This is a genomic window from Bacillus sp. 22190 (assembly GCF_052045575.1).
In the GTDB taxonomy this organism is placed as follows: Bacteria; Bacillota; Bacilli; order Bacillales; family Bacillaceae; genus Bacillus; species Bacillus altitudinis.
Map to the genome: position 1 here is coordinate 14,472 of NZ_JBQEPF010000017.1, position 21,875 is coordinate 36,346.

The following is a 21,875-nucleotide window of genomic DNA, read 5'->3' on the forward strand; positions in this document are numbered from 1 at the left end:
CTGAATGAATTATCGTGAAAGAAATTTTTCAACTTTACGAGTGGCCATTTCTGCAGCCTCCATGATCATTTCACCTAATGTTGGGTGAGGATGAATCGTCATGGCTAAATCTTCTACTGTAGCACCAATTTCAATAGAGAGAGAAAGTTCTGATATAAGAGTAGATGCCTCTGCACCTACGATTTGTGCTCCTAAAATAAGGCCAGATTCAGCATGGGCCACAATCTTCACAAATCCTTCTGGTTCTTTTAATGCCAGTGCTCGACCATTAATAGAGAACATTGTTTTTCCAGTAACAGTCGGAATGGATTGTTGCTTGCAATCCGTTTCGCTCAGTCCAACACTCGTCAATTCTGGGCTAGAAAACACAACAAGTGGGATCGCTTTATAATCGATCATCGAAGGTTTCCCGGCGATTGCCTCTGCTGCCACCTTCGCTTCATAGGAAGCTTTATGAGCCAGAGCAGGACCCTCGGTGATATCACCAATTGCATAAATGTGCGGAATGGAAGTTCTGCATTGTTCATCAATTTTAACTAGTCCGTTAGGGGTAATGGACAAACCGATAGAATGGAGACCTAATGTTCCATCTGTATTCGGTTTTCTTCCGACAGTAATCAGTGCATATTCCGCTTGCACCGTGTAACTTTCTTTCTGTTTCTCATAATGAAGATCAATTCCGCTCATATGCTGCTCGGCACCTATGACGTTTGCTCCTGTAATCACGGTGATGTTATCTTCTTTCAATTGTCGAACAACAGGTGAGACAAGTTCACTTTCAAAACCAGGCAATACTTGATTGCCGCCTTCTAGAATGGTGACTTTTGATCCAAACCTTGCAAACATCTGTCCGAGTTCAACACCAATATATCCACCCCCAACTACGACAAGGCTTTTAGGGATTTCGGGAAGGGATAGTGCTTCAGTGGAAGACAATATACGACCTCCGAAAGGGAGTGATTTAATTTCAATTGGACGAGAGCCGGTTGCTAATATAAGGTGTTTGAAGTTGATTCGTTTTTCACCTTTTTCGGCATGTTGAATCACCGCTGTATGCTGATCGAACAAGCTTGCATCGCCTTCCAAAATGGTAACTCCAGCTGACTTTAACAAAAATTGGACGCCTCCAGCTTGTTTTTCCACAACAGCTTTTTTGAACGCTTGAGCTTCATTGAAAGAACCGCTTTCTTGAAAACCACCCCATTGTGTGCGGAGTTTGAACCGCTCTGCTTCTGCTATTAGCGCTTTAGAAGGGATACAGCCTACATGGGTGCATACGCCACCTAACTGATCACGTTCTACAATCGCAGTCTTCATGCCGAGATGAGCTGAACGTAACGCCGCCACGTAGCCTCCCGGACCTGATCCAATCACCAATGTATCTACTGTTTCTAAATGAATCATTTCTTACACCTCCAATTTCAAAATATGATGATCATAATATATTATAGTCATCATATTTTGGCGAAGTCAATCCCATCTGAGTGAGGAAAGATGGATTTTAGTCAATTGACACAAGATAATATGATAATTATAATATTTTAATAAATACACTTAGATGAGTTAAAAGGAAGGAGAAAAGAGGATGCCTTATCCGAAAGGTCATAAGTCAAAAGTGAGAGAGCAGATCATCGCTAGTGCTGCACGAGCATTTCGAACAAATGGCGTCCGTAGTATCAGTTTGCCATACATTATGAAAGGGGCAGGTCTAACTCATGGAGGGTTTTACGCTCACTTTAAGAACAAGGATCAGTTGGTGATAGAGACTTTTCATTTTGCTATTACTGATACGATCAAGCTGCTGCAAAGTGTTGCAGACAAGAAAACAGACCAGCCTCGAATTCAGACGATCATTGACTTTTATTTAAGTTCCGTTCACCGTGATCAGACGGAGATCGGCTGTATATTGCCTGCACTGGCAGGGGAGATTGCTCAATTATCGCAAGAGGTACGTAAAACCTATACAGATGAATTGAAACGGTTTATGGCGTTTACAGCTGATACGGGAAACATAGATCTCTCTACCAGTTACGCACTAGTAAGCAGCATGATTGGTACAATTGCTCTTGCACGAGCTGTCAATGATTCGCAGTTCAGTGATCAATTGTTAATGGCAGGTAGAACACAGGCAAAACACATTTTAAATTCAAATTAAAAAACATAGGGGATGTTGCGATGTTGATTAGAGAAGCAAGCATAGAAGATTATCCACAATTAAGACAAATCTATTTAGAATCCCGACGTCAGAGCTTTCACTGGCTCAATACAGAAGAAATCAAACTGCAAGATTTTGATCAAGATACGCAGGAAGAGCAAATTTTCTTAACTGAGGAGAACAATAAAATCCTTGGATTCATCTCATTATATGTACCAGATCGTTTTATTCATCTCTTGTTTGTACATCCAGAAGCTGCTGGTCAAGGGGCTGGCGATCTGTTGCTGAAACATGCGATCAAAGTGCTCGGAACACCAGTCACCCTCAAATGTGTATCCGAAAATCACAAAGCTTTGTCTTTTTATCAAAAAAGAGGATGGAAGGCTGTTGTAGAGGAAGGGGAGCCTGGGGCGAAGTACTGGGTGCTTGCTTATGAATAAGGATAAAATTGTAAAATAATCTAATGTGACTCACACGTTAGGTATTGGTGATCCTGCTTAAAAAAAGCCTCCATAATAGAGGCTTTTTAATTTACTTTCTAACCGTTATATAAAGAGCGCCTAATAGAGCGCCATTTGATTTATACATCCATACTTCTACTTGGTTACTACCTGAATCTTTTAACCCTTTAATATCTCTACCGGATACAGAGACATACTGTGATCCTTTCACAACAACAGCATATGAGGCAATGTCATCAATAGGATAACTAGATCCTACGTTAATTGTGATATTTCTTGCATTTGTTTTAATTGGAGCATCCGCGGATAAAGATTTTAGCGTAATAGGCATAGATGAAAGATGATTAGTTTGAACGGATTCTTGAGCAGAAGCAACCCCTCCAATAGTAAAAGTCAATGCAGAAACAGCAATAAGAGAATACATAGATTTCTTCATTTTCATTCTAAAGCACTCCTTTTAAATTAGTTTACAAGTCATTAATTCGATATTAAATCGAGATATTCCTGTTAAAAAGTGTTAATTAATTGTGAACATTTTCCTTTCGGGATGAATTGAAATTTTCTGTGAAGAAAACGACTTAATATCTATCTATTAAAAATTTAAAACATTATTTTTTAGTAAGAATATTGCTCATTACTCGTATTGCTAAAGCTCCTTCTCGATTTGAATATCTACCTATTTTAAGAAATTTCCTCAGAGAATTGTGAAGAGGAAAAGTCTAATCTTTTCCCATGGATGATATTGAAAAAAATCTAGCCATTTCCTAATTCTATCTTCATTCATTCGCCGCTTAAAAGATCATTTACAACTAAAGAAGTGACACGGCATTGACCGTTTGCGGGACTCTATTTTGAACTAGATTGTGAAAGCCAAGCTTTATCAAGAGCATCATAATTATTTCAGTTTTGTAAGGTCCTATCATTAATGTCATTTCAGTGTGAATGTAAGTATTCAAGTCTATATAGGCTTTTTCAAGAATTAACAGGTCTTGGTTCTTATTGAATGTTTTTTGTATAAATGAATAAAGATAGACTATATGTTAAAACGAACACAAATTACAGAAGAAACTTATGTTAAAAGGAGGAACGATTATGAAAAAACTTTGCCGGGAAGTCTGGATCGAAGTTAATCTTGATGCAATTAAAAGAAATATCGAAGCCATTCAAGCGCATATTCCAAAGAAGAGTAAGATCATGGCTGTCGTGAAGGCGAATGCTTATGGACACGGTTCAGTGGAGGTAGCGCGGCAGGCACTAGAAAGCGGTGCGACGGAGCTCGCAGTTGCTAGCTTAGAAGAAGGGATTGTATTGCGAAGAGCAAAAATAGAAGCACCTATTCTTGTGCTTGGATTTACACCGCTCGATTGTGTGAAAAGGGCCGCAGCCTGGAGAATTGATCTCTCCGGCCTTCGAGAAGACTGGATTGCTCAAGCAAATGAGATCTTAGCGGAAGAAGAAAGCAAGCGACGGCTTGGGATTCATGTCAATGTTGACACGGGGATGGGGCGATTAGGTGTACGGACAAAGGAAGAGCTGTTAGCGGTGGTGAAGGCGCTTGAAAAGAGTGAAAACCTGAGGTGGGATGGAATATTTACGCATTTCTCCACTGCGGATGAGCCTGACCCTGATTTCACGTTGCTGCAGCACAGCATCTTCATTGATTTTCTTCGGTTTTTGAAAGAAGAAGGGATCAAACTGCCGACCGTACATATGAACAATACAGCTGCTTCGATTGCGTTTCCTGAATTTAGTGCCGATATGATCCGGCTTGGTATCGGACTTTATGGATTGTATCCCTCGCAATACATTGAAAGCTTAGACGCTGTTCAGCTAGAGCCCGCTCTCAGTTTAAAAGCAAGAATTGCGTTCGTGAAGAAAATGGTGACAAAGCCAAGAACCGTCAGCTATGGGGCAACCTATGTGGCAAAGCCTGACGAAGTCATTGCAACCATACCGATTGGTTATGCAGATGGGTACTCACGTGCTTTATCCAATCGAGGGTTTATGCTTTTCCGCGGAGAAAGAATGCCGATTGCTGGCCGAGTCACAATGGATATGACGATGATCAGCTTAGGAGAGATGAAAGCAAAGCAAGGCGAGGAAGTCGTCATTTATGGCCGTCAAAAGGGCGGAGAAATTTCTGTTGATGAAATTGCTGAAATGCTCAATACGATTAACTATGAAGTCATTGCAACATTAAGCCGCCGTGTTCCAAGGTTTTATCGTCGAGGCGGGAAGATTATTAAAATATCGACGCCGGTGATGTATGTGTGAAAGTAAGGACAGCATGAAATTGCAAAAATCCCCCTTTATAAAGGGGGATTCAGATTGTAGAGAAACTCATATTTTTCTACAATCTTTTTTATTTTCATCGTAATGATGATGGATTTGAGTTTCACGTCTTATTTCGGCTTAAGCTCGATACTCTTTATCTAAAATAAGAATGGGTTTAATCGTAGATCCATTTTTAGAATCTTCAAAAGCTTGTTCAATCTCTTCTAATTCGTAGAATTTTGCTAGTTTCTCAACTGGGAATTGTCCATTTTTAAAGAACTTGACTAGTTTAGGAATGAATAGTTGAGGAACGGCATCTCCTTCTATCACACCTTTTAACGTGAGCGCATTGAGCATGAGATCATTTGTCACATTAAACGTTAAATCGCGCTTTCCTACTGCTACTGTTGCACAAGTTCCTTTGACACGCAGGCAGTGAAGAGCAGCTAACGTGACTTCTGGTACTCCAGTTGTTTCAAATGAGTAATGTGCTCCTTTTCCTTCTGTGATTTCCTTCACTTTTTCAGCTGGATTCTCATGTTTACTGTTGATGACATGTGTTGCACCTAATTCTTTTGCTAGCTCAAGGCGGCTATCATGGATATCAACGGCAATAATCGGATCACAGCCTGCAATTTTTGCTGCCATTAACCCACTTAAACCAACAGCGCCTGTACCGAACACAACAAAGCTTGTACCTGGAGCTGGAGCAAGTGAATTTAAGACAGTACCGCTCCCAGTCATTAAGCCGCAGCCGAATGGTCCTAAATAACGTAAATCAGTTTCTTTGTCTACTTTTACCACATTTTTCTCATCAACCGTTGCATATGTACCAAATGACGATTGACCAAAAAATTGTGATACATCTTGATGATCATGTGTATGGATAGGCGTTTCATTATGTTTATTACGACCAGAAAAATTCAGTGGAATCATGTTTTCACATCCACCAGCGTTCCCGTCAAGACAATTATGGCAATGACCGCAATAAGCGAAACCTAGTACAACGTGGTCTCCTTCTTGAACGGTTGTGACATTAGAACCTGCTTTCACGACAATGCCAGAGCCTTCATGTCCTAATAGAGCAGGACGCGGGACAGGGAGCGTGCCATCTAATACAGTGGCATCCGTATGACAAACGCCAGATGCAACGATTTTGACAAGCACTTCATCTGCTTTTGGATCATCTAGTAATAGTGTTTGTTTCTCGAAATCTTTTTCATTTGTTGTAACCATCGCTTGAATTTCCATATCATGTGCCCTCACTTTTTGTATAGTATGATATTCTGAAGAAAGGTTAGATCAAATGTCACAAAAAATTCATTTCTTTATGACTAAGTTGATTGTAGGACGAAAGATTTTCCGTTTCAATCAGCAAAAAATCTTTTTTGTATAGGTTTTCAACACAAATGAATTTATGTATCTCTAATCAACATTTTTTAAAAAGTGTCTAAAGGAGGGGCCCATGATCAAAAAAGAGGATCGCCGTGTTGAGCGAACAAAAGAAACACTTCGTCAAACATTCAAAATACTAGTAAAAGAAAAAGGATATTCGCACGTAAAAGTGAAGGATATTGTGGAAAAGGCAAACTATAATCGGACGACGTTTTATGTGCATTATGAAAGTAAAGATGAATTAGCAGCAGATGTTATTCACCGGGAAATGGTCGATTTCGAATATGAATTTTGTAAGCCGACTCGTGAAAATCCACTGTTGGATTTAACTCGCATGAAACCAGAAGGCACTGATGTATTTCAATATATCGTTGAAAATCGCGACTATTATGATTTATTAGTGATGGAAGACCGAATTCCCCACATACAAGAAAAATTGCTTAAAAAAATACAATATATTTTCCAAAATAGAATGTCGTTTGTGAGTGATCAGTATGCAGAAATCAACGACAGTTATTTTGTCCAGTATCGTTCATACGGCATCTTTGGTTTTATCATTGAATGGATCAGAAATGACTACAATGCATCTCCCTCAGAAATGGCACGACGTATTATCAATTTATTATATATTCAATCCTCACTTATGATTCAGTTGAAAGATGAAGAAACGATTATGAAAAGGTAATGTCATATAAAAGTGATATATGTAGAATGATATTAATAGAAATAAGTGCACTCTGAATTTATGATGGTCACAATTTATCCGTTAAAAGCTCATGCAGCTGAGACAAATGGTTGGACGAAGCGAGCGGACTTACCGGAAGAATGTATTAATGCTGGGGTAGGAGTAGTTGATGGAAAGATTTATTTATTTGGTGGAGCAAGTGAAAAAAATAAGTTAAATAATCAAACATTTATGTATGACCCTAAGAAAGATATCTGGGAAGAAAAAACGAGCATGCCGAGAAATAGAACAGGCGGTACATATGCTACAGTAGGTAAGAAAATATATCTAATAGGTGGAAAAAACGAAGAGACAAAAACAGCTTATAACACAATTGATATATATGATACAGAACTTGATCAGTGGGCTGAAGAACCAATTCAAATACCTAGGGATACTGTACCTAAATTATACAATAAGGGAACTTTGCACGCAGTTGCGGTGGAAGAGAATATATATATTGTATCTTCAAGAAATACTTATACGAATAATGTCTATTGTTACAATAAAACTACTGGTGAATGGAAGAATCTGAATTCATCAGTTTTGCCTTCTCGAAATGGGAGAGCCATTTCTGAAATTGACGGAAAAATATATGTTGCAGGTGGCGAAAATTCGTTTGGTCATAGTAGAGAAAAGAATTTGTTTCAGTATGATATTGCAACAGATACTTGGAAGAGGCTTATCGATGTTCAATTGACATCTTATACATATGAACCCTCCTATGAAACTTACAACGGTAAGTTCTTTATTATTGATGGGCAATTATATGGTGATAATTAGGAAAAAATATGGTAAACAAAGTTCAGATTTTCAATCCACAGGATGGTCAATTTAAAAATTCAGCTTATGAATTGCCAGAAGGAAGAGTATCAGCTGTTGCAACAATTGTTGATGATCAATTATATGTCATTGGCGGACGTGACTACTCTTATAGTATGAGAAATCTTTCTGTAAAAAGTGATTACAGATCAGTGATTTCTATTTCATTAAAAGACTTACAAGTGACTGAGGATGAAACAAAGCCGGATGATGGGATAGCAGAAGACCCAAAGGATCAAGATGGGACAAAGCCAGGTGATGGCACAACAGAAGAGCCGAAAGACCAAGATGGAACAATTCCAGGAGAAGAAACTGCGAAAGGTATACTTTCCATTACCATGAATCAATGGGTTACAAAAGGATTACTGCTCTCAATGAAAGAAATCAACGATTTTCTTAACTGGTGTAAAGAAAGAAGCTTTGGAATCGGAATGAACTTTTATGAGATCAATAATGAACACAATAAAGGACCTTTCACAAGTAAGAAAGATTATGTCGTGTACCAAAATATCTTAATGTTTGATATCAAGCAATATTAATAAAATGAAAGCTGCTGATAATAGATTAGCAGCTTTTTATATTTTGCATTATTGTTAAAATTAGGATGAACATCATAAAAAAACAAGATATTTTTTTAAAAATCTGCTAAACATCCCATAACCACGTCCGATAATAGAATTGTCAGGGTTGATAAGCCCTAGAATAAAGGACTTTTTTCAGACAAGGACGTCTGTCAGGTCCCACATACATGGAGGTAATAGGAAATGAGAATTAACCACAATATCGCAGCACTTAACACATTAAACCGTTTGTCTGCAAACAACGGTGCGAGCCAAAAGAACATGGAGAAACTTTCTTCTGGTCTTAAAATTAACCGTGCAGGAGATGACGCAGCAGGTCTTGCGATCTCTGAAAAAATGCGTGGACAAATCCGCGGATTAGAAATGGCTACTAAAAACGCACAAGACGGTATCTCTCTTATCCAAACAGCTGAGGGTGCATTGACTGAAACTCACTCAATCCTTCAACGTGTACGTGAGCTTGTTGTTCAAGCTGGAAACACGGGAACACAAGACGATACAGACCTTGGTGCTATCCAAGAAGAAATCGCTAACCTAGTTCAAGAAATTGGTAACGGTTCTGGCAAAAACGGTATCTCTGATCGTACAGAATTTAACGGAAAGAAACTACTTGACGGTTCTTTTAGCGCGACTGGTGCTAATGCAAAATCATTAACTTTCCAAATCGGTGCAAATAAAGCACAAAAATTAGATGTGAACATCGAAGCAATGTCTTCTACAGCACTTGGTGCGGTTGGTGATGATGGCGCTCTTATTGCAGACCGTGCAGTTGCCGACATCGATGTAAGACAATTTGCTGATCCAACTGATGCTGACGCAATTTCTTTTGATGACCAATTAGATATCGTTGATGGAGCGATCAAACAAGTATCTAACCAACGTTCTAAACTTGGAGCAGTCCAAAACCGTCTAGAGCACACAATCAACAACCTTGGTGCTTCTGGTGAAAACTTAACAGCTGCTGAGTCTCGTATTCGTGACGTTGACATGGCGAAAGAAATGAGTGAGTTCACTAAGAACAACATTCTTTCTCAAGCGTCTCAAGCAATGCTTGCACAAGCGAACCAACAGCCACAAAACGTACTTCAATTACTACGTTAATGAAAGGCCCCTTGATGGGGCTTTTTTTTATGCTGTTTTTTCCTTCACATTTTCTCCAGTCTTATGATTCTTAAATCCCTCTGTTAAATCATGAAAAACGACCTTTAAATTTGGCATACTCTAGCGAAACAATCATAATGAATAAGACTTTTTCCTTATTTATTCCTTTTTTGTTAAACATATTCCATTAAAGTTCGATAAATGGATTGTAAGGCTTACAAAAAAATTCTAATTTAGAACTTTTAGACATGGATGTCTAATTGGTTCAAACACATGGAGGTCATTTAATATGAGAATTAACCACAATATCGCAGCACTTAACACACTGAACCGTTTGTCTGCAAATAATGGAGCAGGGCAAAAGAACATGGAGAAGCTTTCTTCTGGTCTTCGTATCAACCGTGCAGGAGATGACGCAGCAGGTCTTGCGATTTCTGAAAAAATGCGTGGACAAATTCGGGGGTTAGAAATGGCGTCTAAAAACGCACAAGATGGTATTTCTCTTATTCAAACAGCTGAAGGTGCATTAACTGAAACACATGCGATTCTTCAACGTATGCGTGAGTTGACAGTTCAAGCGGGTAACGTAGGTACACAGCAGACTGAGGATTTAACGGCGATTCAAGATGAGATTAAAGCACTTGTTGAAGAGATTGATGGTATCTCAAGCCGCACAGCATTTAACGGAAAGAACCTTTTAAATGGAGATGTTACAGACGGATTCCAATTCCAAATTGGTGCGAACAAGGAACAACATATTATTGTTGAAATTGGTAAAATGGATGCAGAAACATTAACAGTTAAAGATATTGATGTAAGTGTTGATGGCTTCAATTTCGATACTGAAATTGAAAAAATCGATGCGGCAATCGGCGCTGTATCTAAACAACGTTCATCACTTGGGGCGGTCCAAAACCGTCTAGAGCACACAATCAACAACCTTGGTGCTTCTGCTGAAAACTTAACAGCTGCTGAGTCTCGTATTCGTGACGTTGATATGGCGAAAGAAATGAGTGAGTTCACAAAGAACAACATTCTTTCTCAAGCTTCACAAGCAATGCTTGCACAAGCGAACCAACAGCCACAAAACGTACTTCAATTATTACGTTAATTAAAAGCCCCCGTTGAGGGGCTTTTTTTATGTTGATTTTAGCAATTGATGTAATTGAAAGTCTGGAACGGCTTCATAGAAGAAAGCTCGATTTAATTCATCATTCTTTTGATCCCACCTATGCCACCAGTGGCCGACCTCACCAGTGGAGTCAGCTTGAATCATGTCTTGCAGCTGCTCTAGGTTGATGATTTTTCTCGGTTCTATTAAGAATGAATGCATACGATGATATGCCTCAAGGTATTTAGTTTGTTTTGTTTGAACGGCATATTGTACATAATAATTGAAAAATTCTTGTACAAATGTCAGATGCGGAATGGGGGTTCCTTTTAACTCGACGCCTTCCCATGCCATATCCGCAATTGCACAAAGCCACCAGCCAAGCTCATTGGCATGCTGCATTTGTTGTAAGGTATGCCGTTCAAAAGAAATAAGCTCATCTTCTTGTGCTTGTTTGAGCATACGCTCAAGTGTCTGTGCCTCAAGAGCTGCCTTTGTCATTCCCTGACCATGTATTGGATCTAATGTGCATAAGGCATCACCCATGACCAATAAGCCGCTTGGCCAATCTTCCATTTGTTCATAGTGGTTTCTGACACAAGCCGGAACTCTAAATCCTTTTGGTTTCGTATAGGGAATTAAATGAGTGATGGCTTCTGCTATCGAGGGATTGGTCAGCCTAGCGGTCTCTACATCAAACTGATCAGCGTCCGTTGTTGGATAATGAGAGCCGCCAGCTGCTGAGAGAAGAACCGCTACTAAATCATGATCTACTCGTTCAAACAGTCCTGTTGGAATTTTCTTATTTGGCTGTCCAATGATGACCATTGGTTCCAGATTCGGTGCCTCAGGTGGTATTTGGTAGTATCTTGTGCTATAGCCAAGAGACACGATTAGCTCATCTGTCTGGGGCAAGGTTCGTCCTGCGCTTTTCAGCCATTTTGGCAATTTAGACATTCTTCCAGACGTATCAATGACTAAGTCCGCACTCATTTTGTTGATGATTCCAGGCTTTATCCTCCGATCTTTGACCTGTAATCCACTCACTTTAGTCGTTTCTTCTTCAAAAAGAAGAGCGATCGCTTCATGTTTTTCTAAAAATTGAACACGTTCCTCACGTAACATTCTTTGCATCAGCACCCACTCTAGCATGGCACGTCGTGTGACAGCTGTTTCTTCAGTATCCGTGAGTACTAACTCGCCATCTTTTGTCAAAAATCGAGATGTCTGATGCCATGTGTTGTACCCGCCCATTTCGAGTAATTCTTTTGTATAACCAGGAAATAGACGTTCCACTATTTGTTTGCCTAGTGGCAGCATTCTATGTGGATGAAAAGCTTGAGGCGTGCCAAGACGATTCTCAGGAGCGTCTGGCAATTCGTCCTTTTCAATAATCAATACTTCAAGGTAAAAACTTGATAAAACCTTTGCAGCGAGCATTCCCGTTATTCCGCCTCCGATGACGATCGCCCGCTCATACTTCATGGGTTGTGTCACAACATGCGCCTCCAGTGAATATATAAAATGGTTACATGACCATTTCATCATATGTTGATTTTCTAAGTATAGCAAATTCTTGTTTTTTTGAATATAGAAAGGAATTGGCATACTTTTTACTCGTAAATATGAAAAAAACTTCAATCTTGATCATTATTTTTAAAAAATAATAATCAAATTTGAGAGGAATGACCGATAAATACATTAAGGGGGTAGAGAGAATGGATATACTACAGAGTATTGTAACCGCAGCACCTTATATGATGAAGATTTTAAAAGATGAAGTGACGATGGGTGTCATTGATCGAGAAAAATTCTTGCTGTATTTGCCATCAAAAGATGTGGATTTTCAAATACGGACAGGAGATCCCATTAAACCAGATGATCAGAATATGAAAAATGCGCTTAGAGGAGAAACATCAAGTACATTCGTACCTGAATCGGTGTATGGGACGCCTTTAAATGCAATGGGATTGCCGATTTTCGATGAAAATCAACAAGTCATTGGTGCAATCGCTTTAGGTTTTCCACTTAAAAATCAAATAGAACTTGAGGCGTATATGGAGTCATTGAACGACATCATTCAAAGTATTCAAGAAAAAGTACATGTGGTGGCGGCTCATTCAGAAGAGCTCTCTGCGACAAGTGAGGAAATGACATTACAAACACAGCAAACACTTGAAAGCTCGAAAAAAACTTCAGATATTACTAAAATGATCAAAGGTATCTCTAAACAAACGAGTTTGCTAGGATTGAATGCTTCAATTGAAGCGGCCAGGGCAGGAAAAGAGGGAGCGGGTTTTAGTGTGGTAGCAAGCGAGGTTCAAAAGCTCTCAAGCGAAACCTCACGTGCAACGGAAAATATAGAAAGCTCATTACAAGGGATTTCCTCTAATATACATACATTACTTGAGAGTATGGGCCATATGAAAGGGTCATCTTCAGAACAAGCTTTATTAGTGACGGAGTTTAGTGAAATTGTAGATAGGTTGACGACGGTTAGCAAAGAAATGAAAGAATTTATGCAAAAGGTGATGTCAACGTAAAAAACGAATCCAAAAAGGGTTCGTTTTTTTGTTGGCTCGTTATTTTCTGTTTTTCTGATCAAAGCGATAATCGTATGTTTCACCTTTGACCACATTTAAAAACTCATGTCCAATTTGAACGAGCTGTGCATTTTCCCATTTAATCAGAGGATCTTTATCAGGGTACTTCCAGTAGATTGTTTTCTTGTGATGGGTGAGTTTGTTTTCAATTTCTGCTCTGACCGCATTCTCTTTTAGCTTTCCTCCGCTATGTCGATATGTGTTAATGGTATAGGTTCCATCAGGTGATGATATCGAGCGGATAAATGTTCCGTGAGACACGCCTTGAAGAGAGAAGCATTTCCAGTAAATAATTCCGGCGAAGCTAAGACATAAGATGGCAAGGATGATGGTGGTTTTCTTTTTAAACATGAATTCCTCCAGGTGTAGATCGCAATATTCTAATATATGAGAGAGATTACAAAAAGATTCATATAGTCCAAAAGTTCTATTCATTTCAATTATCGGCCATTTTTTCTCAACATTCAACAGTTAGCCCGTAAAGATAAGGAAAATTTAAGGATGCATTCAGATCACACTGGTCATTCGAAAACACTTTACAAAAGAATTTGCGATCAGTAGACTTATGCTCATATAGAGAAATGGGGCAGATGGAATGAATCAAATCATAGATACGTATCAAAATTATGAAGAGCTTTCCGCTCATGAAAGAAAAGGGATTGACTATCAGATTCTTCATCAGCGGAAAGGGGATCAGCTTCTCGTCCTGTCACCTCATGCGGGCGGAATTGAATCTGGCGTGAGCGAGCTGGTCCATGAAGTAGCAACCGATTATTCTATGTATTTATTCGAGGGCCTTAAAGTGAAAGGCAATCATGTTCTTCATATTACGAGCACACGTTTTGATGAGCCGATTTGTCTTTCTCAAGTGCATACACATCATTATACGTTTGCACTCCACGGCTATGGAGAAACAGACGTCCTACAAACTTTAGTTGGCGGTACCGACAGGGAAAAAGCTGCTGAAACAGTGAAGCGTCTCACACAAAATGGCTTCCATGCCTTACTTTTATCTGAATCGGATCAATTTGCTGGAACACATCCTCAAAATATTAATAATCAGTGCCTCACAGGAAAAAGTGTTCAAATTGAAATTAGCCAAGCTCAGAGAAGAGCTTTCTTTCAAGACTTTAGGCGGAGCCGTAGGCGTGATACACAAACCGAACAATTTTATCAATACACAAATGCGCTGAAACAAGTGTTAAGCCTTTATGAATAAACTTCTGACGTCACGTGTGCTGACGCTTTTGTTTGATATTCAGCTTCATTTTCTGCGACCTTGCCGGCTCTCATTAAATAAGAAGTAAATTCTTTTTGAAATTGAATGCCGGCTCTTCGCTGTTCAAATAGAGCAAGCCGTTTTTCAGCAAAAGCCCGAGTGACATGAAATGTTTGAGCAATATGCAAAATGGCTTGCTGCCTAAGGTTTGGGAACGTCATTTGCAGCAGCATAAAAGTCGGAACACAAAAGTGATACATGAATTGTTTTGCTTGAAACTCTTGCAGTTCTCGAAAGAGCTTGTGCATGTTAAAGTGGTTGCCTGTATGCTTCAGCACATGACAAAGCTCGTGGGCGAAATCCTGCCACTGTTCTTCTGACGATAAGGCTCTGTTTAAAATAATACTGTAAAGACCTTGATGTTTGATCATCATGCTGCCAGTATCCTCGTAGTGTACCCATACATGAAATTCAGCTGCGATCCTATGCATGTCTACATAGGCAGGGCCGCTTATTTGCAGTTGAGTGTATAACCGTTTAATATCTTCTTCTAAATGGGTTAAAAAATAAGTCATGTCAAAACCTCCATACAAACGTATGTTCTATTTTTGCCGTAAAAGAAAAGTCCATATAGGACTAAATGGCTAATAAAGCTATCGCTTACTTTTTATATCGGCTTGTTTTTAACAATTTTAACATAAAATCAAAGAAAATTGGAAGTTTTTCCTGTTTTTTTTGTTCTATTTTTTATTTTTTACAAAGATAAAACGGCGATTGAATTCAAATTTTACCATAGTCTTATGACGAAAACAAACAAATTTGTCTTACGTTTGCCACCGATTGATGAGCAAGATCAAACATCAATTTAGCAAAAAGGAGTGCAAAACATGGTACAAATTTATCAAGATTTTATTCCAGTTGGAAACGGAAATCGCCCAGGATATGCTATGACGCCGCTTTATGTAACTGTGCATAACACAGCCAATACATCTAAGGGAGCTGACGCAAAAAGTCATGCGGCATATGTCAAACGCTCAACAACAGAGGTAAGCTGGCACTTCACAGTGGATGACAGAGAAATTTTTCAGCATCTCCCTTTAAATGAAAATGGGTGGCATGCTGGGGATGGACATGGAGATGGCAACCGAAAATCGATTGGCATTGAAATTTGTGAAAACGAAGATGGAAACTTTCAACAAGCTGTCAAACATGCCCAGTGGCTTATTCAAAAGCTTTTAAAAGAACATGGCATTCCATTAGCAAATGTGGTGACGCATCAGCATTGGTCAGGAAAAACATGTCCACGTCTGCTGCTAGCTACATGGGATGAATTTAAAAGAGGAATTGAGACTGCAGGTGATCCGGAAACGGTGATCACATATGTGGTGAAAAGCGGGGATACGCTAACGAGTATTGCCAAAGCCCATGGTGTCACAGTGAGTGATTTACAGACATGGAATCAGATTAGTGACCCGAACATGATTCGAGTTGGACAAGTTCTCAAAATTTATCATGCAGAAGAAAAGCTCAGTTATGAATTGCCGGATGGGGTGTTAAAGGTGACATCACCTCTGACGAAGGGGGAGCATGTACGTCTCGTCCAAAAAGCGCTTGCTGCTGTGTATTTTTATCCTGATAAAACAGCTGTAGATAAGGGCATTGATGGCGTTTATGGGGAAAAAACAGCCAATGCCGTCGCGCGATTTCAACTAATGAATGGTCTAACAAGTGATGGGGTATACGGTCCTAAAACAAAAGTGAAGCTGCTTCAACTATTAAATCAGTAAGTCTTTCTTTTTGGCCGCTTGAATGACGGCTTCACTCTTTTCATGTAATCGGCAGACATAAGGGGATGGCTTAAATTCAGCAAACTGAACATATCTCAATTGTTTAAGTTTCTTTTTCATAATGGCACCTCAATCGTTGCAGCAGTTGGTTTTATTGTATGCAAGTAGATGTGAAAACGGAAGTAGGACGCGGATGAAGTTCCGCGTCCTTTAGTGTAATCAAGCTTTTTTATTTTTATACTCATCTAGGAGCTGTTCATTCTTTTTGAAAATACGCTCCGTATGGGGACTTACTTTGTAATCAGCCATACTAATATGGCGCTTTTTCTTTAAAATCTTAAATGGGTTTTTCTTGCGATTGTTATTATCCCCTTGAAGTGCGTGTTCCATCTTCATCACCTTCCTCTTCGTCAGGCAAGATTAGGTCATAAATCGTTGTAAGTGAAGTCATTAATAAATAGTCGAATTCAGTGACAATTTCCTCAGAGGTCAGCTTAATCACAAAGTGTGCATCCGCTACTGAAAACGGGATGAGAACCAATTTGCCGAAATCATCGTAATACACTTCCTGCCTGTCAAGCTTTGCTTGAATGAGCGCTCTCTGATCAAGTGTCCGCAGCAGGTCATCTTTTTGCTCCTGCGTATCATAAGGACAAAGAACTGCTTGAATATTCATTTTTTCTGCAAAAGAATAGATCAGTCGTTCAATTCCCTCTATATATGCTTCTATACTTCCATAATATACATGGATCGGTTCGTTTTTCAATAGGTATTGGTACGTTTTTAGTTTATTAAGGTAAGAATGAAGCAGGTCGTTATTTTGTTCTAGGAGTTGATGGGTGTCGGTTTCAAGTTCATGATTTCCGAGTTTTTTAATATAGGAGCTGAGGAAAATAAAGGCATCAGTTAATGCGAAAAAAACAGCAATAATCAGGTAGTGCATCCAATCGGTGAAGATTGAAGCAGGGTCATTTGTCCAGTACACAACAGCACCCGCTACATAAATCCAATACCACGTTTTACGAATCGCAAACATCTTTTCTTTTACTTTTTGTTCAAAGCGCCATACCGCAAATACATATACAGCAAGAGCGCCTAGCAATAACCAAACAGTCAATTGAAAAAATAATAGCATGTTCTTCTCTCCCATAGACAGATGGATACTTATTTATTTCTATGGATATGATTGGAAACCCTGCTTCATGAAAAAATGGCTTGCAGAAAAAGACCATTTGAGGATGCAAACAAATAAAAAAAGACCTGTTAGACAGGTCTTTGATATTAGAGAATCGCATTTAACACAAAGTATATAAGTGCCCCTAGAGTTCCCGAAATCGGTAATGTGATCACCCAAGTGACAAGCATACGTTTTGCCGTACCCCAGTTGACTCCTTTTACTCTATGTGCAGATCCTACACCTAGAATAGAAGATGAGATCACGTGAGTGGTACTAACAGGTAAGTGAATAAATGTTGCACCGAAGATAATAGCTGCACCCGTTAAGTCTGCAGATACTCCGTTTACTGGACGAATCTTCATGATTTTACCGCCGACTGTTTTAATAATCTTCCAGCCGCCAATAGACGTACCTAGTCCCATTGCAAGCGCACAAGAGAATTGTACCCAGAAAGGAATGTCGTCTGTTGTATGCAAATTACCTGCAATTAAAGCCATCGTAATAATTCCCATCGCTTTTTGCGCATCGTTTGTTCCGTGGGTATACGATTGCAGTGCAGCCGTTAAAATTTGAACACGTCGGAATTGTTTATTTGTTTTTGCGAGATTGTTGTTTCGGAATATAATTTTGATAATGGTATACACGATATATCCCAAAACAAAAGCCAGGATAGGTGAAAGCAAAAGTGCTTGAATGATTTTAATGAATCCCGAATAGTTTAAAGCGCCAAAACCAGCAGAGGCAATAACAGCTCCTGCAATTGATCCGATCAGTGCGTGTGAAGAACTACTCGGAATCCCGTAATACCAAGTAAGCAAGTTCCAAGTTATCGCTGCAATTAATGCAGCCAAAATGACGACAGATCCGTTTTGAAGTGTAAAAGGATCTGCGATGTCTTTTGTAATGGACTTTGCCACACCTGTAAATGTCATTGCTCCTAAGAAGTTCATAAACGCTGCCATAATAATAGCATGTCTTGGCTTTAACGCCTTTGTTGAAACTGAAGTAGCAATGGCATTTGCTGTATCGTGGAATCCGTTAATGAAATCAAAAGCAAGTGCACAAATGACAATAAGTATGGTAAGGATGAGTAATGTATCCATGTTTAACTAACCCCGTTACGCATTCTTCATAATGATTGTTTCTAGATTGTTGGCAACACTTTGACAGGAATCTGCGATTTCTTCAAGTGTTTCGTAAATTTCTTTGTATTGAATGACCTTAATTGGATCCGTTTCTTTTCCAAACAAGTTCTTTAGTGATTTGCGGTGAAGATTGTCACAATTATGCTCAATCTCTTTAATTTTGATTGCGTGCGGATGAATATCTTTCAAGCGATTATCAGCCAGTAATTCAATAGTCGTTAAAATTTCTTTCGCACATTCTCTGATGTAGTGGCTGAATTTGTCGATATGTTCGTCAGAGCTTGTAATTGAATAAATTTCTAAAGTTGCTGAAAAATGCTCAATGCCGTCTAAAACATCGTCGAGGCTATTCGTCAATTGAAGAATGTCTTCACGTTCAATCGGTGTAATAAAGGCTTTGTTCAGCTCTTTAATCATGGTATGAACATGATTATCACCTTTTGTCTCATATTCCTTCAATGTGTCAGAAAATTCTTTCAGAGTGGTTTGATTTGTTACTTTATAGCTAACAAAATACTCAGCAGTTTCATCTAAATTTTTAGCAATTTCCGTTAACAAGACGGAAAACTTGTCTTTTTTCCTTTTTAACATGTAAAAACCCTCCATTGTATAAATGAGACAATGCACACATCAAATAATTATATATTCTTTTGTCGAAAAAAAACAGGTGTAGTCGAAAATTTCTTCACTTTTTCTATTTGATCTTATTCTGACCTAAAGATGTGATCTCAACTCACCTTTTTCAGAAAGGGGAAAAGAAAGCAAAAAAGCGGACCATTTTTGGCACCGCTTAAAAGTTAAGAAGCTGAATAAACAAGCTTAAACCGCTCACAAACAAGAAGCATATCTTCCTTAAATGTTAATCCGTACGGCTTAAGGGCTTCTGTGAAAAATTCTTCATGTTCTTTGTACCAATAGTCATATGAAAGATCGCCTTCACCTTCTGCTTTTGCAAATGATTCAGGAACCTCATTCATTGGCATGATATCTACTTGTGTGATCTCTATGATGGCTTTTGGTTCCTCCCTGCTGTCCAAAATGACCGCATATTGACCGGGTTTTGGAAGAGGCTCTTGTTCTTTTTCGTAAAAAAGGTATCCAGAACAAGTGGCTGTTTTTTTCCCTTGTTGTACAAGGTCAAGCAAGTGATCTGGATCTGCGCCAAATGCCCAAGCAGAAACAGAGGCGTGATCAGGAGTTTTTTCTGATTTTTCCTCCCAATAAGATTCCCAAAATAAAGTGCTTTTGTGGTTCATCCTTTTTCCCCCTTTGTTATGAGTTTATTATATCGTGAAGTTTCAAACTTGGAAATCGTATGTCTTTATTACTACAAACTGTGCATGTCATATGTTTTGAAAACATGTGTTTTGTTTGGCAGATATAGGATGATAGAATGAAAAATTTTGAAATTTTAGAATAATCTATTGTATTCTGGTCAAGAAGTCGGTAAGGTCAAAGTAAGAATATGGAAGGGGTGTTGTTCATGAAACGCATTTCTCTAACTGTTTTGTCCATATGTCTGTTTGTTTTCTCGTTTTTCCTGCCGGTCAGCCAAGTCACTGCAAACGAAACTCATGGGAATAAAGTAGCTGTTGGCAAAGATGGTATGGTGGCTACTGCACATCCGCTTGCATCGGAGATTGGTGCTGACGTATTGAAAAAAGGTGGGAACGCAGTGGATGCTGCTGTTGCCATTCAGTACGCACTTAACGTAACAGAGCCAATGATGTCTGGAATTGGCGGTGGCGGATTTATGATGGTTTATGATGGGAAGACAAAGGAAACTTCCATCATCAATAGCAGAGAGCGAGCACCACAGGGCGCAACACCTGACATGTTTTTAACAGATGATGGAAAAGTTATTCCATTTGCTGAGCGATCTACACATGGAAATGCGGTAGGTGTTCCAGGGACTGTAAAAGGTCTTGAAGCTGCATTAGATAAGTGGGGTACTCGTTCTATGAAGGAATTGATTGAGCCCTCCATTCAACTTGCAGAAGATGGTTTTAAAATTGATTCTGTCTTGGCAAAAGCGATTGATGATCATCAAGGAAAATTGAAAAAAACGGCCGCAGCGCCAATTTTTCTTCCGAATGATCAGCCGCTCGAAGAAGGAGATCTGCTTGTCCAGCCAGGTCTTGCAAAAACATTTAAACTCATTGCGAAAAAAGGAAGCAAAGCGTTTTATGAAGGGAAAGTAGCAAAGGCACTTGCAAATACAGTTCAAGATTTTGGCGGGACGATGACTTCAAAAGATATCAAACGTTATGAAGTCAAGACTGACAAGCCAATCTGGGGAGACTATAAAGGATATCAGCTTGCAAGCATGCCTCCACCAAGCTCAGGCGGGGTGTTTATGCTACAAATTCTCAAAATACTTGACCATTTTAACCTGTCTCAGTATGACCCCAAATCATTCGAAAAATATCAGCTGCTTGCTGAAACGATGCACCTCTCCTATGCTGACAGAGCCGCATATGCCGGCGACCCCGAATTCGTAGATGTTCCACTAAAAGGACTACTAGACGATGATTACATTTCAGAAAGAGCCTCTCTCATTCAATTAGATCAAATGAATCGCAGCCCGAAAGAAGGAGATCCTTGGGCATATGAGGATGAGAAAAATCCATCCCCAATTGTTCCTCAGCCAGAAGATAAAACCATCGGTGAGACGACCCATTTCACTGTTGCAGATCAGTGGGGAAATGTTGTGTCATTTACAACAACCATTGAACAATTATTTGGTACAGGGATTCTTGTTCCAGAGTATGGATTTTTCTTAAATAATGAACTGACTGATTTTGATGCAAGACCTGGCGGGGCAAATGAAGTCCAGCCCAATAAACGTCCATTATCAAGTATGACCCCGACGATCATTTTTAAAGATGGAGAGCCTGTCATGACTGTTGGGTCTCCTGGTGGAACGACGATCATTGCTTCTGTTTCACAGACGATTCTCAATTTACTTGAATATGACATGGAGCTTCAGGATGCGGTAGAAGAGCCAAGAATCTACACAAACAGCTTAACTTCGTATCGTTATGAAGTAGGTGTCCCTCTAGATGTAAGAACAAAGTTAAATGATATGGGTCACCAGTTTGGCAGTTCCCCTATTGATATAGGGAATGTGCAAGCTTTACTGATTGATCGAAAAGCAGGGATATTCACTGGAGTAGCTGATTCAACGAGAAATGGAACTGCTGTTGGTGTCAATCTAAAGGTAGCTGCAGATCAATAGCATTTCCCGGGAAAAGAAGCGCCTCATCAAGAAGGCGTTTCTTTTTAGTTTTCATTAAAATAAAAACACAGTTGACACCTGT

Annotated in this window: 22 protein-coding genes and 2 pseudogenes; 11 read left to right on the top strand and 13 right to left on the bottom strand. The window is 39.3% G+C overall.

Annotation, left to right across the window (positions count from 1 at the left end; translation table 11 throughout):
- Window positions 1-9: 9 nt before the first annotated feature.
- A complete protein-coding gene (gene lpdA / locus ACTJKA_RS17260) occupies window positions 10-1,404 on the bottom strand; it encodes a dihydrolipoyl dehydrogenase (protein WP_108611765.1) in 1,395 nt (464 codons plus the stop codon).
- A 181-nt stretch (window positions 1,405-1,585) separates the two neighbouring features.
- Between lpdA and ACTJKA_RS17265 the strand changes: the two genes are divergently transcribed.
- Both ACTJKA_RS17265 and ACTJKA_RS17270 read left to right on the top strand, forming a co-directional pair.
- Window positions 1,586-2,155: a TetR/AcrR family transcriptional regulator gene (locus ACTJKA_RS17265; RefSeq protein ID WP_035392352.1), complete on the top strand. Its 570-nt coding sequence runs from the start codon at window positions 1,586-1,588 to the stop codon at window positions 2,153-2,155.
- A 20-nt stretch (window positions 2,156-2,175) separates the two neighbouring features.
- Window positions 2,176-2,595: a GNAT family N-acetyltransferase gene (locus ACTJKA_RS17270; protein WP_017359613.1), complete on the top strand. Its 420-nt coding sequence runs from the start codon at window positions 2,176-2,178 to the stop codon at window positions 2,593-2,595.
- A gap of 91 nt (window positions 2,596-2,686) precedes the next feature.
- Here ACTJKA_RS17270 and ACTJKA_RS17275 read toward each other — a convergent pair whose 3' ends face one another.
- Window positions 2,687-3,058 carry a hypothetical protein gene (locus tag ACTJKA_RS17275; RefSeq protein WP_008348328.1) on the bottom strand — a complete coding sequence of 124 codons (372 nt, stop codon included), beginning with the start codon at window positions 3,056-3,058 and terminating at the stop codon, window positions 2,687-2,689.
- 338 nt (window positions 3,059-3,396) lie between these two features.
- Window positions 3,397-3,456 (bottom strand): annotated as a pseudogene (locus ACTJKA_RS17280) (YunG family protein); the annotation flags it as partial.
- 252 nt (window positions 3,457-3,708) lie between these two features.
- Here ACTJKA_RS17280 and alr point away from each other — a divergent pair.
- A complete protein-coding gene (gene alr / locus ACTJKA_RS17285) occupies window positions 3,709-4,890 on the top strand; it encodes an alanine racemase (RefSeq protein WP_046343326.1) in 1,182 nt (393 codons plus the stop codon).
- A 138-nt stretch (window positions 4,891-5,028) separates the two neighbouring features.
- On the opposite strand, the gene ACTJKA_RS17290 is transcribed toward alr, so the two are convergent.
- Window positions 5,029-6,141, bottom strand: a complete 1,113-nt coding sequence (locus ACTJKA_RS17290) for an NAD(P)-dependent alcohol dehydrogenase (RefSeq protein ID WP_007498906.1) — start codon at window positions 6,139-6,141, stop codon at window positions 5,029-5,031.
- 214 nt (window positions 6,142-6,355) lie between these two features.
- On the opposite strand from ACTJKA_RS17290, the gene ACTJKA_RS17295 reads away from it, so the two are divergent.
- The 4 genes and pseudogenes from ACTJKA_RS17295 to hag (ACTJKA_RS17310) all read left to right on the top strand — a co-directional run bounded on the left by ACTJKA_RS17295 (window position 6,356) and on the right by hag (ACTJKA_RS17310) (window position 10,624).
- Window positions 6,356-6,970, top strand: a complete 615-nt coding sequence (locus ACTJKA_RS17295) for a TetR/AcrR family transcriptional regulator (RefSeq protein ID WP_173407959.1) — start codon at window positions 6,356-6,358, stop codon at window positions 6,968-6,970.
- Window positions 6,971-7,030: 60 nt separating this feature from the next.
- A pseudogene (locus tag ACTJKA_RS17300) lies at window positions 7,031-8,370 on the top strand (Kelch repeat-containing protein).
- A 225-nt stretch (window positions 8,371-8,595) separates the two neighbouring features.
- Window positions 8,596-9,513 carry a flagellin Hag gene (gene hag, locus ACTJKA_RS17305; RefSeq protein ID WP_440607865.1) on the top strand — a complete coding sequence of 306 codons (918 nt, stop codon included), beginning with the start codon at window positions 8,596-8,598 and terminating at the stop codon, window positions 9,511-9,513.
- A 289-nt stretch (window positions 9,514-9,802) separates the two neighbouring features.
- The gene (gene hag / locus ACTJKA_RS17310; protein WP_008346306.1) at window positions 9,803-10,624 is read left to right on the top strand and encodes a flagellin Hag; all 822 of its coding nucleotides are present in this window, start codon (window positions 9,803-9,805) and stop codon (window positions 10,622-10,624) included.
- 27 nt (window positions 10,625-10,651) lie between these two features.
- On the opposite strand, the gene ACTJKA_RS17315 is transcribed toward hag (ACTJKA_RS17310), so the two are convergent.
- Complete coding sequence (locus tag ACTJKA_RS17315; protein WP_440607866.1) at window positions 10,652-12,121, bottom strand: NAD(P)/FAD-dependent oxidoreductase; 1,470 nt, start codon at window positions 12,119-12,121, stop codon at window positions 10,652-10,654.
- A gap of 221 nt (window positions 12,122-12,342) precedes the next feature.
- Here ACTJKA_RS17315 and ACTJKA_RS17320 point away from each other — a divergent pair, with 221 nt between their 5' ends.
- The gene (locus ACTJKA_RS17320; RefSeq protein ID WP_440607867.1) at window positions 12,343-13,167 is read left to right on the top strand and encodes a methyl-accepting chemotaxis protein; all 825 of its coding nucleotides are present in this window, start codon (window positions 12,343-12,345) and stop codon (window positions 13,165-13,167) included.
- Window positions 13,168-13,206: 39 nt separating this feature from the next.
- Here the strand turns inward: ACTJKA_RS17320 and ACTJKA_RS17325 are convergent, their stop codons facing one another.
- Window positions 13,207-13,578 (bottom strand): DUF5412 domain-containing protein, encoded by a 372-nt coding sequence (locus ACTJKA_RS17325; RefSeq protein ID WP_017359605.1) that lies wholly within the window; start codon window positions 13,576-13,578, stop codon window positions 13,207-13,209.
- Window positions 13,579-13,822: 244 nt separating this feature from the next.
- Between ACTJKA_RS17325 and ACTJKA_RS17330 the strand changes: the two genes are divergently transcribed.
- Window positions 13,823-14,446, top strand: coding sequence for a poly-gamma-glutamate hydrolase family protein (locus tag ACTJKA_RS17330; protein WP_074042083.1), 624 nt, complete (start codon window positions 13,823-13,825; stop codon window positions 14,444-14,446).
- On the opposite strand, the gene ACTJKA_RS17335 is transcribed toward ACTJKA_RS17330, so the two are convergent.
- Window positions 14,437-15,021 carry an ImmA/IrrE family metallo-endopeptidase gene (locus ACTJKA_RS17335; RefSeq protein ID WP_440607868.1) on the bottom strand — a complete coding sequence of 195 codons (585 nt, stop codon included), beginning with the start codon at window positions 15,019-15,021 and terminating at the stop codon, window positions 14,437-14,439. The two genes, ACTJKA_RS17330 and ACTJKA_RS17335, sit on opposite strands and share 10 nt — an antisense overlap.
- Window positions 15,022-15,333: 312 nt before the next feature.
- Here ACTJKA_RS17335 and ACTJKA_RS17340 point away from each other — a divergent pair, with 312 nt between their 5' ends.
- Window positions 15,334-16,233, top strand: coding sequence for an N-acetylmuramoyl-L-alanine amidase (locus tag ACTJKA_RS17340; protein WP_079920023.1), 900 nt, complete (start codon window positions 15,334-15,336; stop codon window positions 16,231-16,233).
- On the opposite strand, the gene ACTJKA_RS17345 is transcribed toward ACTJKA_RS17340, so the two are convergent.
- From ACTJKA_RS17345 to ACTJKA_RS17370, 6 genes are all read right to left on the bottom strand, one after another.
- Window positions 16,222-16,353, bottom strand: a complete 132-nt coding sequence (locus ACTJKA_RS17345) for a hypothetical protein (protein ID WP_008346290.1) — start codon at window positions 16,351-16,353, stop codon at window positions 16,222-16,224. The two genes, ACTJKA_RS17340 and ACTJKA_RS17345, sit on opposite strands and share 12 nt — an antisense overlap.
- A gap of 99 nt (window positions 16,354-16,452) precedes the next feature.
- A complete protein-coding gene (locus tag ACTJKA_RS17350; RefSeq protein WP_008346289.1) occupies window positions 16,453-16,629 on the bottom strand; it encodes a type II toxin-antitoxin system SpoIISB family antitoxin in 177 nt (58 codons plus the stop codon).
- Window positions 16,598-17,368, bottom strand: a complete 771-nt coding sequence (locus ACTJKA_RS17355) for a type II toxin-antitoxin system SpoIISA family toxin (RefSeq protein ID WP_017359599.1) — start codon at window positions 17,366-17,368, stop codon at window positions 16,598-16,600. Before ACTJKA_RS17355 ends, ACTJKA_RS17350 begins: the two co-directional genes overlap by 32 nt.
- A gap of 146 nt (window positions 17,369-17,514) precedes the next feature.
- On the bottom strand, window positions 17,515-18,513 hold the full coding sequence (locus tag ACTJKA_RS17360; protein WP_017359158.1) for an inorganic phosphate transporter: 999 nt from the start codon (window positions 18,511-18,513) through the stop codon (window positions 17,515-17,517).
- A gap of 15 nt (window positions 18,514-18,528) precedes the next feature.
- Window positions 18,529-19,146, bottom strand: coding sequence for a DUF47 domain-containing protein (locus ACTJKA_RS17365; protein WP_017359157.1), 618 nt, complete (start codon window positions 19,144-19,146; stop codon window positions 18,529-18,531).
- A 206-nt stretch (window positions 19,147-19,352) separates the two neighbouring features.
- Window positions 19,353-19,811, bottom strand: a complete 459-nt coding sequence (locus ACTJKA_RS17370) for an ASCH domain-containing protein (RefSeq protein ID WP_035392337.1) — start codon at window positions 19,809-19,811, stop codon at window positions 19,353-19,355.
- A gap of 227 nt (window positions 19,812-20,038) precedes the next feature.
- Between ACTJKA_RS17370 and ggt the strand changes: the two genes are divergently transcribed.
- Window positions 20,039-21,793, top strand: coding sequence for a gamma-glutamyltransferase (ggt, locus tag ACTJKA_RS17375; RefSeq protein ID WP_440607869.1), 1,755 nt, complete (start codon window positions 20,039-20,041; stop codon window positions 21,791-21,793).
- The last annotated feature ends 82 nt before the right edge of the window (window positions 21,794-21,875 follow it).

Excerpts from the sequence above, each read along its gene's own strand:
- ACTJKA_RS17320 (WP_440607867.1), top strand. The coding sequence starts at position 12,343 with ATGGATATACTACAGAGTATTGTAACCGCAGCACCTTATATGATGAAG.
- alr (WP_046343326.1), top strand. The coding sequence starts at position 3,709 with ATGAAAAAACTTTGCCGGGAAGTCTGGATCGAAGTTAATCTTGATGCA.
- hag (WP_008346306.1), top strand. The coding sequence starts at position 9,803 with ATGAGAATTAACCACAATATCGCAGCACTTAACACACTGAACCGTTTG.
- ACTJKA_RS17350 (WP_008346289.1), bottom strand. The coding sequence starts at position 16,629 with ATGAAGATGGAACACGCACTTCAAGGGGATAATAACAATCGCAAGAAA.
- ACTJKA_RS17345 (WP_008346290.1), bottom strand. The coding sequence starts at position 16,353 with ATGAAAAAGAAACTTAAACAATTGAGATATGTTCAGTTTGCTGAATTT.
- ACTJKA_RS17365 (WP_017359157.1), bottom strand. The coding sequence starts at position 19,146 with ATGTTAAAAAGGAAAAAAGACAAGTTTTCCGTCTTGTTAACGGAAATT.
- ACTJKA_RS17360 (WP_017359158.1), bottom strand. The coding sequence starts at position 18,513 with ATGGATACATTACTCATCCTTACCATACTTATTGTCATTTGTGCACTT.
- ACTJKA_RS17265 (WP_035392352.1), top strand. The coding sequence starts at position 1,586 with ATGCCTTATCCGAAAGGTCATAAGTCAAAAGTGAGAGAGCAGATCATC.
- lpdA (WP_108611765.1), bottom strand. The coding sequence starts at position 1,404 with ATGATTCATTTAGAAACAGTAGATACATTGGTGATTGGATCAGGTCCG.
- ACTJKA_RS17270 (WP_017359613.1), top strand. The coding sequence starts at position 2,176 with ATGTTGATTAGAGAAGCAAGCATAGAAGATTATCCACAATTAAGACAA.
- ACTJKA_RS17295 (WP_173407959.1), top strand. The coding sequence starts at position 6,356 with ATGATCAAAAAAGAGGATCGCCGTGTTGAGCGAACAAAAGAAACACTT.
- hag (WP_440607865.1), top strand. The coding sequence starts at position 8,596 with ATGAGAATTAACCACAATATCGCAGCACTTAACACATTAAACCGTTTG.
- ACTJKA_RS17335 (WP_440607868.1), bottom strand. The coding sequence starts at position 15,021 with ATGACTTATTTTTTAACCCATTTAGAAGAAGATATTAAACGGTTATAC.
- ACTJKA_RS17370 (WP_035392337.1), bottom strand. The coding sequence starts at position 19,811 with ATGAACCACAAAAGCACTTTATTTTGGGAATCTTATTGGGAGGAAAAA.
- ACTJKA_RS17355 (WP_017359599.1), bottom strand. The coding sequence starts at position 17,368 with ATGCTATTATTTTTTCAATTGACTGTTTGGTTATTGCTAGGCGCTCTT.
- ACTJKA_RS17275 (WP_008348328.1), bottom strand. The coding sequence starts at position 3,058 with ATGAAAATGAAGAAATCTATGTATTCTCTTATTGCTGTTTCTGCATTG.
- ACTJKA_RS17330 (WP_074042083.1), top strand. The coding sequence starts at position 13,823 with ATGAATCAAATCATAGATACGTATCAAAATTATGAAGAGCTTTCCGCT.
- ACTJKA_RS17290 (WP_007498906.1), bottom strand. The coding sequence starts at position 6,141 with ATGGAAATTCAAGCGATGGTTACAACAAATGAAAAAGATTTCGAGAAA.
- ACTJKA_RS17340 (WP_079920023.1), top strand. The coding sequence starts at position 15,334 with ATGGTACAAATTTATCAAGATTTTATTCCAGTTGGAAACGGAAATCGC.
- ggt (WP_440607869.1), top strand. The coding sequence starts at position 20,039 with ATGAAACGCATTTCTCTAACTGTTTTGTCCATATGTCTGTTTGTTTTC.
- ACTJKA_RS17325 (WP_017359605.1), bottom strand. The coding sequence starts at position 13,578 with ATGTTTAAAAAGAAAACCACCATCATCCTTGCCATCTTATGTCTTAGC.